At 39.5% G+C, this 13,022-nt stretch carries 13 protein-coding genes; 12 read left to right on the top strand and 1 reads right to left on the bottom strand.

What is annotated here, in order from left to right; translation table 11 throughout:
- Positions 1-8: 8 nt before the first annotated feature.
- On the bottom strand, positions 9-212 hold the full coding sequence (locus FYJ83_RS04570) for a helix-turn-helix domain-containing protein (RefSeq protein ID WP_058009470.1): 204 nt from the start codon (positions 210-212) through the stop codon (positions 9-11).
- Positions 213-482: 270 nt separating this feature from the next.
- Between FYJ83_RS04570 and FYJ83_RS04565 the strand changes: the two genes are divergently transcribed.
- From FYJ83_RS04565 to FYJ83_RS20525, 12 genes are all read left to right on the top strand, one after another.
- Positions 483-2,351, top strand: coding sequence for a helix-turn-helix domain-containing protein (locus tag FYJ83_RS04565; protein WP_229768488.1), 1,869 nt, complete (start codon positions 483-485; stop codon positions 2,349-2,351).
- A gap of 473 nt (positions 2,352-2,824) precedes the next feature.
- Positions 2,825-3,319, top strand: a complete 495-nt coding sequence (locus tag FYJ83_RS04560) for an RNA polymerase sigma factor (RefSeq protein WP_154439157.1) — start codon at positions 2,825-2,827, stop codon at positions 3,317-3,319.
- 111 nt (positions 3,320-3,430) lie between these two features.
- Entirely contained in the window at positions 3,431-3,640 is a 210-nt protein-coding gene (locus FYJ83_RS04555; protein WP_041160340.1) for a hypothetical protein, read from the top strand.
- Entirely contained in the window at positions 3,633-3,950 is a 318-nt protein-coding gene (locus FYJ83_RS04550) for an rRNA biogenesis protein rrp5 (protein WP_154439156.1), read from the top strand. The genes FYJ83_RS04555 and FYJ83_RS04550 overlap by 8 nt, the downstream gene beginning before the upstream one ends.
- Entirely contained in the window at positions 3,947-5,074 is a 1,128-nt protein-coding gene (locus FYJ83_RS04545) for a DUF2800 domain-containing protein (RefSeq protein ID WP_154439155.1), read from the top strand. Before FYJ83_RS04550 ends, FYJ83_RS04545 begins: the two co-directional genes overlap by 4 nt.
- 5 nt (positions 5,075-5,079) lie before the next feature.
- Positions 5,080-5,640, top strand: a complete 561-nt coding sequence (locus tag FYJ83_RS04540; RefSeq protein WP_154439154.1) for a DUF2815 family protein — start codon at positions 5,080-5,082, stop codon at positions 5,638-5,640.
- Positions 5,637-8,498, top strand: a complete 2,862-nt coding sequence (locus FYJ83_RS04535) for a DNA polymerase (RefSeq protein WP_154439153.1) — start codon at positions 5,637-5,639, stop codon at positions 8,496-8,498. Before FYJ83_RS04540 ends, FYJ83_RS04535 begins: the two co-directional genes overlap by 4 nt.
- 86 nt (positions 8,499-8,584) lie before the next feature.
- Positions 8,585-9,376 carry a phage antirepressor gene (locus tag FYJ83_RS04530; protein ID WP_113784416.1) on the top strand — a complete coding sequence of 264 codons (792 nt, stop codon included), beginning with the start codon at positions 8,585-8,587 and terminating at the stop codon, positions 9,374-9,376.
- 3 nt (positions 9,377-9,379) lie between these two features.
- Positions 9,380-9,799: a DUF7768 domain-containing protein gene (locus tag FYJ83_RS04525; RefSeq protein ID WP_009052904.1), complete on the top strand. Its 420-nt coding sequence runs from the start codon at positions 9,380-9,382 to the stop codon at positions 9,797-9,799.
- Positions 9,796-12,141 carry a virulence-associated E family protein gene (locus FYJ83_RS04520; RefSeq protein ID WP_154439152.1) on the top strand — a complete coding sequence of 782 codons (2,346 nt, stop codon included), beginning with the start codon at positions 9,796-9,798 and terminating at the stop codon, positions 12,139-12,141. Before FYJ83_RS04525 ends, FYJ83_RS04520 begins: the two co-directional genes overlap by 4 nt.
- A 257-nt stretch (positions 12,142-12,398) precedes the next feature.
- Entirely contained in the window at positions 12,399-12,680 is a 282-nt protein-coding gene (locus FYJ83_RS04515) for a VRR-NUC domain-containing protein (RefSeq protein ID WP_097033507.1), read from the top strand.
- Positions 12,681-12,901: 221 nt separating this feature from the next.
- On the top strand, positions 12,902-13,022 hold a 121-nt coding region (locus tag FYJ83_RS20525), incomplete at its 3' end, for a helix-turn-helix domain-containing protein (RefSeq protein ID WP_154439151.1).

Raw genomic sequence — 13,022 nt, 5'->3', positions numbered from 1 at the left:
TAATAAGGCTAGTCTTTTATTATTTCAACGATATCGGAAATATCGCAGTCAAGTGCTTTACAAACTTTAGTTAAAGTTTCTGTACTTACATTTTCATTCTTCGCCATTTTAGTAATGGAAGATGAGCTTATTCCTGCAGCTATCTGTAAATCTTTCTTTTTCATATCTTTGTCGATAAGTAATTTCCATAATTTTTTATAACTTATGGACATCAATTTCCACCTCTCAACTTCTACATTAAAAGAAGTAAAGTGGCTTAATAATAGGCCACTTTACAAGTCCTTTTTCAAGTATATCACCTCAAAATGTAAAAAACAATGCTTAAAGCATGAATAATCATGCGATAGCAAGATTTTCATGCAGAATCGATTGAAAGCTCTTTATTGCGATGTTACAATATTATCCAAGGGATTAATAAAAAGAGAGATATTTTAGAAGCAGAATAAATCTTTTTAACATTGATTGGAGAGGGGGATAATATAGTGGCGGGTAATCGTTCTTTTAAAGACTATGTGGCAGATAGGTTCTATAATGAAATATTTGCTACTATACAAAGTTACACCACGGATAACTACGATGATTTAGACTTAAGGCTATACAGGGTTCGAAATATTGGTGGCATAGAATTATCAGATATAGAAGTAAAGTTTGTATCTGTTAATGACTTACCAGGTATGAAAATAGAATTTGATGTTGTTGTGGAAGCCGAATTAGAAGTCCGTGAGTCAGACTATCATTATGATGAATCGGAAAATTGTAGGCAGTGGTTTATGCTGACATGTTCAGGAGATTTGGCTTGCAATTTAGATGACTTTACAATCTCTAGTGTAACTGAGTATACCAGTAAAAATAAGCAGCCCAAACCTATGTCGGACTCTCTTGTCCCTATCATTCATAAGGAGCAACTTGAATCTGTCGCTACAGACTTTCTTCGCAGACATTACCCAGAAGCACTAAAAACCCCAATGGCAATTGAACCACAAGTACTAGCAGAAAAAATGGGTCTTACAGTGGAAATGAGAGAAATTACAAAGGATTTCTCTGTTTTTGGACAGCTATACTTTCATGATTGTGATGCAGTATTCTATGATGAGGACAGTGATGAAATGGTACAGACCCATGTAGATGCCAGAACTATCATAGTTGATCCAAAAGCGTTCTTCCTACGTAATCTAGGATCGGTAAACAATACCATTGTCCATGAGTGTGTTCATTGGGATCAGCATAGAAAAGCATTTGAATTGGAGCGGCTCTATAACAACAGTCTAACACGAATCAAGTGTCAGGTTGTTGGTGGCATAAAAGACAATAGCAGAGATGCAACTGATTGGATGGAATGGCAGGCAAATGCTCTCACTCCAAAGATACAAATGCCACTTGCAATGTTTAAAACCCAAGCGTTTAAGTATATTAAGCAATTTCGTACGGAATTAGGAACGTCTGAACTTATAGATGTAATGGAACCAGTTATTGACGCTTTGGCTACGTTTTTCTGTGTTTCTCGAACCGCAGCAAAAATCCGAATGATTGATGCTGGGTATGAGGAAGCAATTGGAACTTTTACTTACATAGATGGTCGTTACGTCAAACCTCATAGGTTTAAGAAAGGTGCACTTGAAAGAAATCAAACGTTCTCTATAAGTGCGGAGGATGCTGCCATCCAAAGCATAACTAATCCTGAAATGGCAGCTTTAGTTGGAGATGGAAGTTATGTTTATGTAGATTCTCACTTTGTTTTAAATCATCCCAAATATTTAACACAGGATATATTTGGACAGACTGTACTTACTGATTATGCACGAACCCATATGGAAGAGTGCTGTTTGGCTTTTAACTTATCAGTCAAGTCTGGATGTAAGGAAAGATATTATACTGAATGTTTTCTCAACCGAGATAAGACATCAAATATTGATTTCGACATAAAATACTGTAACGGTTTTGAACACGCAACTCCAGAGAAGAAAGCAAAGATACTAGCTGATACACTAGCTGAAGAAACGCGGATCTATAATGAACTGCCAAATAGTTATACAAGCTCTCTTAAAATAGTGCGTGAATGGAAAAATGTAACTTATAAAGAATTAGCTGAACGAATACTGATTAATGAACGTACTATAAGACGAATCGTTAATGGTGAAGAGCCAGGTTCTATCAATTCCATAATCTTAATTTGCCTTGGACTTCATCTACCACCTAATATTAGTAGTCATATAATTCGCAATTCCCCCTTTTCGTTAAACTTCAATAACGATAGTCATATTTGGTATAATTTTGCCCTGACTCACCTATATCCAAAATCGATGGATGAGATTAGAGCGTTTTTACAGGAACATGGTGCAGACCCATTATAAAATTTCAAAATATTTTTGAAAAAGCGGACACGGGATGTCCGTTTTTTTAGCTGTTAGGCACATGAGCCATACATGAATCCTTTTAAGGGTTTGTGTATGGCTTTTTTTATTGCTGTTTTTAGGTGTTTATGAGGAGAAAAGCATCATTTTGAGTATGAAATAACCGGGCATGAGGTGTCCGCCAAGGCTGTCCATTTCTACCTTACAATAATATTAGACGAAGGAAAGGTCCTTCGTAAGTAGCTAGATTAAGACCGTCCCTCGTCTACAAAAAAATATCGAATGCCTGATTTGCAATAAGGGCAGAGGATACATATTGTTTCGCTCCAATCCGTAAGGATTGTTGCGGTGCAATAGAAGTACCTTACCTTATTGCGCTCATTTTCAGGATAAAAAGGTCTGTGTACTTCTGGTACAGGCCTATTTTTGTATCCTTTGCCGCCAATGCAAACCGGCGGAAAGGATGCAAAAACATGTCAAGAGCGTACAAAACAAGTAAAAAAAAGAGAACTAACTACATTTATTACACCGCTGAAGGAACAAAGATTGTAATAACCCCAGGCGAAGATGGAGTCACCGAAGCTGATATCGAGCTTTTACATACTATGGATGATGACGAAGTGGACGAGCAGCGCCGCTATGATTACAGAGTTACAACTCATTTAGATGCCTATCATGATGGTGAAAATGAATTGGCAAATGACCGCAATAAGTATCTTGCGGATGATACTGCGAATCCCGAACATCTTATGCTCCAAGCGGAAGATGAAACTGAGTATCAAGATATGCTGGACAAGTTAACTAAGGCAATGGAATGTCTTTTACCACAACAGAAAGAACTTTTCCAAAAAGTATATCTTGAGAAACGCTCCAACACTGACATTGCAGCAGAAGAAGGTGTGACAGAAGCTGCCATTCGCGGCCGCCTTAAGAAGCTTCATGAAAGACTTAGAAAAATTCTATACTAATTGGGTTCTAAAGAATCTATTAAAAAATCTTTTCTGAAAGGGGGTTCGAAAGAACTCTCTTTTTCGCTTATCGGTGAGGGGAGATAAATTGCCCCGGAAAGGAGAGGGAATATGAGCCTAAAACATAAAGTCACTATTAATGTGGCAAAGCCAAATGGCGAAAAAAGCTCCGTCATTCAAAGTAGTCGTAAGACTATCCGAACTAGAATGCTTGATTTCCTATTTGGAAAGAAAGCCAGTTTGTTAGTAATTACTCCAGGTGACTCAGTTGAGACGGTAGAAATTAAGGAAATAAAGGAAGGAGGTGTAGGACATGAGTAAGATTAAGCTCCTTCTTGATGTAGTGTCAGATCTTCGAGCACTGGCAGATAGTTTGCAGGCTGTAGCTGATGCCCTTGGAAGTAATGAGCCTAAGGAGGATAAAAAGTCAGAGCAGCCAAAACATGAAAAACAGCCTGAAGAAAAGCAAATTACCTTAGAAGAAGTAAGAGCGGTGCTCGCGGAGAAAAGTCATGATGGATTTACTGCTCAGGTTAGAGGTCTTCTAGAAAAGTATGGTGCATCAAAACTTAGTCAGATTGATCCAAGTAAGTATGCTGTACTTCTTGCTGATGCGGAGGAGTTGAAATGAGTAAACATGCAATTCTCTCCGCGTCAGGGGCTCATCGCTGGATGAACTGTACACCATCGGCAAGGCTAGAACAGGAGTTTGATGACAACAGTGGTGAGGCTGCAGCTGAAGGTACAGCAGCTCATGCATTAAGTGAACACAAACTCCGAAAGGCACTTAAGATGAGATCAAAAAAGCCGGTCTCTCCATACGACTCAGATGAGATGGACAATTATACCGATGGTTACGTGGAGTTTGTACTTGAAGTGATTGAGCAAGCTAAGCAAATTTGTAGTGATCCCCTAATCTTGATAGAACAGCGGCTTGATTTTTCAAAGTATGTACCTGAGGGATTTGGAACCGGGGATTGTTTAATTATAGCTGATGGAACTCTTCACATTATTGATTTTAAGTACGGTCAGGGTGTCTTAGTCAGCGCAGAAGACAATCCTCAAATGAAACTTTATGCCCTTGGTGCACTGGATCTATTTGATGGCATTTATGATATCGAGATGGTTTCAATGACAATTTATCAACCCCGTCGAGAAAATGTCAGTACATCCACAGTCTCAAAAGAAAACTTGTATCAGTGGGCTGAAGAAGTTTTAAAACCTAAAGCTGAATTAGCCTTCAATGGTGACGGCAACTTCTGTCCCGGTGAATGGTGTCAATTTTGCAGAGCAGCTGTGAAATGTAGAGCAAGAGCAGAAGCAAAAATGAAACTGGCTACGTTTGAGTTTGCTCTACCACCACTTTTATCTGATGAAGAGATTGCTGACATTTTATCTTCTATCGGTGATCTCACTAACTGGGCAAATGAGATTATAGCCTATGCGACGGATGAAGCAGTTAATCATGGAAAGAAGTGGCCTGGCTTTAAAGTAGTCGAAGGTCGCTCCAACCGTAAATACAAAGATGAAGAAGCGGTCGCAGAAGCGGCAAAGAATGCAGGTTACCGCGACATATACAAACAAAGTCTCATCACCATTACTGAAATGGAAAAATTGATGGGCAAGTCAAAATTCAATGAAGTCCTTGGTGGATTAGTTATAAAGCCACCAGGCAAACCGACGTTAGTACCAGTTTCAGACAAGCGTCCTGAAATGAACACATCATCAGCAAAAAATGATTTTATGGAGGTATAAAAATTATGTCAAAAACAGCAAAAAGAACAAATCCAACAAAAGTAGTTACAGGAGTTGTCAGACTTTCTTATGCTAATGTGTGGGAACCTAAATCAATCAATGGCGGTGCTGAAAAATACAGTGTGAGCCTGATTATTCCTAAGAGTGATACTAAAACCTTAAGTGCTATCAATGAAGCGGTGAATGCTGCAATAGAAGAAGGTAAAGGTAAATTCGGTGGCAAGATTCCAAATAAAGCGGCGTTAAAGCTTCCTCTACGTGATGGAGATATTGATCGTCCAGATGACGAAGCTTATGCAAATAGCTATTTTATCAATGCCAATAGCAATACTGCCCCACAAATTGTAGATAAAAATATCAATCCAATCCTTGAGCGTTCAGAAGTATACTCCGGTGTTTATGCAAGAGTAAGTATCAACTTTTATGCCTTTAACTCCAATGGGAATAAGGGTATAGCATGTGGTCTTGGAAATATTCAAAAAATCCGCGATGGTGAGCCTTTGGGTGGAAGAACTAATGCAGCTGATGACTTTGCCACTGACGTGGATGATGACTTTTTATCATGAGAACCCTCAGCATAGATATAGAAACATATAGTAGCGTAGACCTCGCCAAAAGCGGGGTCTATCGTTACGCTGAAGCACCGGATTTTGAGATTTTACTTTTCGGTTACAGTGTAGATGCTGGGCCGGTACAAGTAGTGGATTTCGCTTGTGGCGAAAAAATACCTAAAGAAATACAGCAAGCGATTTTAGATAATAATGTTACCAAATGGGCATTCAATGCGCAGTTTGAACGGATTTGCTTATCTAAACACTTTGGTATTCACCTAGAACCTGATTCTTGGCGTTGTACGATGGTATGGTCTGCGTATCTTGGACTTCCTCTATCTTTGGAAGGGGCAGCAATTGTAACAGGAGCAGATAAGAAAAAGCTGACAGAAGGTAAAGAGCTCATCCGATATTTTTCAGTTCCATGCAAACCAACAGGGGCGAATGGTGGTCGTACACGAAATTTACCTGAACATGCTCCAGAGAAGTGGAATAGCTTCAAAGAATATAACCTTCGAGACGTTGAAGTTGAACTTTCCATACAGGCAAAGCTTCAAAAATTTCCTATGCCGGAAGAGGAGTGGAAGAACTATATTCTAGACCAGCAAATCAATGATCGAGGTATTCAGTTGGATTTGGAATTGGTAAAAAAAGCGATTCAATGTGATGAAAAAGTAAGAGAAGAGCTAACAAGCAGACTAAAAGAACTAACTGATCTTGATAATCCTAATTCAGTTGTTCAAATGAAGTCCTGGCTATCAGAAAATGGTCTGGAAACAGACAGTCTTGATAAGGCATCAGTTAAGGCACTATTAAAGGAAGCTCCAGAACATCTGAGTGAAGTACTGGAACTGAGACAGTTACTAGCTAAATCCAGTGTAAAGAAATACACCGCTATGGAAAATGCTGTATGCACTGACGGAAGAGCTCGGGGACTACTACAATTCTACGGTGCTAATCGAACCGGTAGATTTGCAGGAAGGCTTATACAAGTTCAAAATCTCCCTCAGAACCATTTGTCGGATCTGGAACAGGCACGATGCTTGGTTAGAGGTGGCCATTTTGATACCTTGGAAATATTGTATGACTCTATTCCGGGAGTTTTGTCTGAATTAATCCGAACCGCTTTTGTGCCAAAGAAAGGATATAAGTTTATCGTTGCTGACTTTAGTGCAATAGAAGCTAGAGTAATTGCTTGGCTTGCTGGGGAGACATGGAGAAATGAAGTGTTTGCAAATGGCGGAGACATTTATTGTGCTTCAGCATCGCAAATGTTTAATGTTCCTGTTGAGAAGAATGGCGTTAACGGACATTTAAGGCAGAAAGGTAAGCAGGCAGAACTGGCTTGTATAGCACATAATAGTCTTGTGTTAACGGATAAAGGACTTGTTCCAATTCAAGATATTACAACAAAACATAAATTGTGGGATGGTGAAGATTGGGTAAAACATGATGGTGTCATTTCAAAAGGTGAAAAGGAGGTTATAACTTATGGAGGACTTACAGCTACAAAAGACCATCTTGTATGGGTCAAAGGGAAATCGAGGCCAATACAATTTGGAGAAGCTGCCACCTGCAAAGCACATCTCATACAAACCGGAAATGGTAGGAGAGCAATACGGCTGGGTGAAAATAATAAGTGCACAGAAAAGATGGAATGCAAAGATGAATCATTGCTATGTCCTAACACAATGCACAGGTTGTCACAGTATACAGTGGCAAAATTTAAACAGCTTAAAATCTGGAAAATCAAAAGGCTGCCAGAGATGCTCTCAACAAAGGAAGATACCTTTGTGGCTACAGAAAAGACTTGCTGCCGCAAAGCAGCGTTGCGAGAATCCAAAGGCAAGGAATTACCATTTATATGGGGGAAGGGGTATAAAATTCAATTTTCCCTCAGTTCTCAGTGCGGGGATATGGATATTGAAAAATGTAGAAAATGTACGCCAAGATTTAGAGATGGACAGGATAGACAACGACGGAAATTACGAAAAGGGCAATATTCGTTTTGTTCCAAGAAGTATAAATCAAGCCAACAGAAGAATATCAGTAATCCCAGATTTCAAACAAGAAAATTGGCCCTATGCAAGAAGTGTTGTTACAAGGATGATATCCAATGGCATGACAAGAGAAGGAATTATAGCATCAGCAGAAATGGCAGTTATAGAACAGAGAAAGAACTGGAGATTAATCCAAGCAAGGTTAGAGTTTATGACATATTAAATGCAGGTAAGAATCATAGATTTACTGTTTCAAATGTGTTAGTTCATAACTGTGGCTATGGAGGGTCAGTAGGTGCATTAAAAGCAATGGGTGCACTTGACATGGGTCTTACCGAAGAAGAATTAAAACCGCTAGTCTATGCTTGGAGGAATGCAAATCCTAATATTGTTAGACTTTGGTGGGATGTTGATCGTGCTGTCAAAGAAGCTGTAACAGAAAGGTGTAGAACCGAAACCCACCGTATCCGTTTTGAGTATCGTAGCGGGATGCTATTAATATGGCTTCCTTCTGGCAGACAACTTACTTATGTTAAACCAAGAATAGGTATTAACAGCTTTGGCAGTGAAGCAGTGACTTATGAAGGAGTTGGTGCCACAAAGAAATGGGAGCGCATTGAAAGTTATGGTCCTAAGTTTGTCGAGAATATTGTGCAAGCTATTTCAAGAGATATTCTTTGCTGTGCCATGAGAAAGCTTGATGAAAAAGGTTTTGATATTGTAATGCATGTCCATGATGAGGTAGTTTTAGAAGTCCCTTTAGAAGTAACCGTTACTGATATATGTACTCTAATGAATCAGACGCCAACTTGGGCTCAAGGACTTTTACTTCGCGCAGATGGATACGAATGCAATTTTTATAAAAAAGATTAATTTGAGGGGGTTCGAAACCTCCTCTTTTTTTGCTTATAGCTGAGGGCATGTCTTATTGCTCTACTACAATAAGCAGGAGGTTCAATATGAACAAAATAACTATATTCAACTATGAAGGCAACACAGTAAGAACAGTAATGAAGGATGGAAATCCTTGGTGGGTTCTAAAAGATGTATGTTCGGTACTAGACATTGGAAACAGTCGTGATGTTATGGCTCGTTTGGACAGTGATGAAAAGGGAGTCGATATTATCGACACCCCTGGAGGAAAACAGGAAGTATCTATTATCAATGAAAGTGGTCTTTATAGCGTGATATTGGTTTCTCGAAAGCCAGAAGCTAAAAAGTTTAAGCGCTGGGTAACCCATGAGGTGCTTCCTTCAATCAGAAGGCATGGCCTTTATGCTACAGATGAGTTACTTGCTAATCCAGACTTTTTGATTCAGGCACTACAGGAGCTTAAAGCGGAAAGAGCTAAAAATGCTGAGTTAACTACTACCATTAGCATTCAAGAACAGCAAATTGCAGAAATGAAACCTAAAGCAAGTTATTACGATGTGGTACTTAACTGTAAGGATGCGGTGTCTATCACAACAATAGCCAAGGACTATGGAAAGTCAGGGCGCTGGTTTAATGAGTATCTGCATAATTTAGGTGTTCAATTCCGTCAAGGGAAGATTTGGCTTCTATATCAAAAGTACGCTCAACATGGATATACGACGACAAAAACCCATACTTACCTTGGAAATGATGGGACGATGCATTCAAAGGTTCATACTTACTGGACTCAGAAAGGACGCTTGTTCATTTATGAGCTTCTTAAGGATCATGGTATTTTACCATTGATTGAACAAGAGTCCGAATTCGAGGAGATGTAACTTATGGATAGATATAACGCTGAAGGCTATCCAGATCCAACTGCAGCAGAAGCCTTGGAAAATATCATGCGTGAAGAAAAAGCAAAAAACTATAAACCTTGCGTTTTTATTTGTTCTCCTTTTGCTGGAGACATAGAAAAAAATCTGAATAAAGCTAGAGAATACCTGAAGTTTGCAGTGAAGCAAGGAACCATTCCTTTTGCTCCTCATCTGCTATACCCTCAAGTGCTAGATGATGGCGATCCTGAACAAAGAAAACTAGGACTATACTTTGGCATGGTATGGCTTAGAAAGTGTGATGAGCTGTGGGTATTTGGTCGCTATATCTCAAAAGGGATGCAAGCAGAGATAAATAAAGCATCGAAGCATCGTATACCTATCCGGTATTTTTCTGAAAACTGCGAGGAGGTGCAGAAGCTATGAAGATAGCGGTTGGTAACAGCCGAATGGATAAAAAGTGGAAGAACAAAGATATCACATGGGAGGACTTTATCTCACGAGTTAAATCTACCATACGAACAACAGAAACTGTATCTGAGTTCCGAAAAATGAGTCGCGCTCAACAGGACTCAATAAAAGACGTCGGTGGATTTGTGGGAGGAGCTCTCCGTGAAGGAAAGCGCAGAAATGGTTATGTCCTCTCCCGCTCCCTCCTGACTTTAGATATGGATTATGCCAAACCGGGGATTTGGGATCAAATTGAAGCGTTACATGATTTCAAATGCTGCATCTATTCTACCCATAAACATACACCAGATGCACCAAGATTAAGACTTATTATTCCACTTAAAAGAGAAGTAACAGAGGATGAATACCCAGCCCTTGGTCGGATGGTTGCAAAGGAGATTGGGATTGATTTATTCGATGACACCACTTATGAACCTTCAAGACTAATGTATTGGCCTTCTACACCGTCAGATGGAGAGTTTGTCTTTAAAGAAAAAGATGGAGAACTGTTAGACCCAGATGGCTATCTTTCAAAATATGAAGACTGGCGGGATACTTCCATGTGGCCTGTATCTTCTAGACAGTCAGAGGTTGTGCAAAGGAAAATAACTAAACAAGCAGATCCATTAATTAAAGAAGGTGTTATAGGAGCATTTTGCAGGGCCTATACCATTGAAGAAGCCATCGAAGCTTTTCTACTGGATGTATATGAACCTAGTACCATGAATGGCCGATTTGATTATATTCCAGCAGATTCTTCAGCGGGCTTGGTAATCTATGACGGTAAATTTGCTTATAGCCATCATGCCACCGATCCAGCATGTGGAATGCTGCTAAACGCTTTTGATTTGGTCCGAGTGCATAAGTTTCGGGACTTAGATGAAAAGGTCGCAGAAAATACACCGCCAAGTAAACTACCTTCGTTTAGAGCTATGACAGATTTGGCTTTAGAGGATGAACGGGTAAAAGAGCAGTTTGCAGAAGAACGAAAGGCTCAGGCTGAAAAAGAGTTTATTGATGAAGATTGGGAAAAGCAGCTGGAACTTGATAAGACAGGAACAGTTAAAAATACCCTTAGAAATTTGATTTTGATACTTGAAAATGATCCAAACCTGAAAAGCATTGTGTTTAATCAGCTATCAGATAGCCTTGAAATTAAAGGTGAGGTTCCTTGGCCACATCCATCAAAGTTCTGGAGAGATGCAGATGATGCCCAGCTAATCAGCTACATTGACACCCACTACGGGACCTTCTCTGCAAGAAACTATGATGTAGCGGTAGCGAAGGTCGCTGACGACAGGTCTTATCATCCGATTCGTGAGTTTATTGATGCACTCCCTGAATGGGATAAGGTAGCTAGAGTAGATACCTTGCTAATCGATTATCTAGGTGCATCAGATAACCCATATGTTCGGGCTGTGACAAGAAAAACTTTATGTGCGGCTATCTCTCGTGTACTGACTCCAGGAATCAAGTTTGATTCCATGTTGGTCTTAAATGGCCCGCAGGGAGTTGGAAAAAGTACTCTTATAGCCAAGTTAGGTGGAGACTGGTTTTCTGATAGCTTGAACTTATCGGATACCAAGGATAAGACCGCTGCAGAAAAGTTACAGGGTTATTGGATTTTAGAAATTGGAGAGCTAGCTGGACTGAAAAAAGCTGAAGTGGAAACCCTAAGGAGTTTTCTATCTCGCCAGAATGATATTTATAGAGCTAGTTTTGGCAGAAGGGCTACTCCCCACTTAAGGCAATGTATATTTTTTGGTACAACTAATGCTGAAAAAGGCTATTTACGTGACACTACAGGAAACCGTCGTTTCTGGCCGGTAAAGACTCCGGGGAATGGAACTAAAAAGTCATGGCAGCTAAAGCAGGATGAAATTCTTCAGATATGGGCTGAAGCTCTTACCTTCGTTAAGGCTGGAGAGAAATTGTACCTTGATGCCAGTCTTGAGAAGCTTGCAAAAGAAGAACAGCGGGAAGCCATGGAATCCGATGAGCGTGAAGGTTTAGTACGAGAGTACCTTGACATGCTTTTACCTGAAGATTGGGACACCATGGATTTATATGAACGCCGAGCCTATATCAATGGAACTGAGTTTGGTGAAAGCAAGAGGGTTGGTGTTTGGAAACGAAAATCGGTTTCTAATATGGAAATTTGGTGTGAGTGCTTTGGAAAGGATCGAGCCAACCTGCGAAGGGTGGATGGTAATGAAATATCGGCGATTATGGCAAGTATCGGAGGCTGGACAGGTCTCGTGAAAAAAGAACGAATCCCGCTTTATGGACCACAATGGGTTTATGTTCCCAAAGAATAATTTAGTTTGGAACACATGGAACAATTTTTTCTCTGGAACAAATTTTACCTGTTCCGGTGAAACAAAAATGGTCATTTGGTACACCTCATCGGAACAGGCGGCAGCCCCTTGTAAAGTAGGCTACTTTATAACCTCTGTTCCATTGTTCCAATAATTATTATTAAAAATAATCCTAAAGACAAAAAGAAGAAATTACCTACAAACGCGTATATACGCACGTATAGAGACTTTTTGGATTTAGGGAACATGGAGGATTTATGAGAGAGAAATTGATTGAACAGCAACTAATAAAATCAGTAAAAGATATAGGCGGCATTGCACTTAAGATTGTATCACCAGGTTTTGATGGAATGCCAGACAGATTGATTCTATTACCTAATAGAAAAGTTGCTTTTGTAGAGGTAAAAGCACCAGGTAAAACCTTAAGGCCTCTACAGGAAAAGCGAAAAAGACAGTTAGAAGCACTTGGTTTTTTGGTGTTCTGCCTGGATCATATAGAACAGATTGGAGGGATACTTCGTGAAATACAAGCCTCATGAATATCAGGTTTATGCCACTGAGTATATCCTCAATCATCCTATAGCAGCAGTGCTCTTAGATATGGGATTAGGTAAGAGTGTCATAACCTTAACTGCTATCTTTGATTTAACACTGGATAGTTGTTTATGTTAATCTAAAAGTAGACCACCATAATAATTGAAAACTGGTCCACCTTAAAATATAATACCCCTTGAAGATATCTTTTGAGGGGGGACAAGAGGTGATAAAGCTGGATCAGAAAGCAGAAATACTAATGAAATATTTTAGAGAAAATATGTCTCAAAGAGCAATAGCTAGAGAGATGAAGGTTTCTAGAACTACAGTAAGAAAATATATTAATA

This window comes from Tissierella pigra (assembly GCF_009695605.1).
GTDB classification, from domain to species: Bacteria; Bacillota; Clostridia; order Tissierellales; family Tissierellaceae; genus Tissierella; species Tissierella pigra.
The sequence above is the reverse complement of the archived record's forward strand: the minus strand, read 5'-3'. Positions and strand labels throughout refer to the sequence as shown.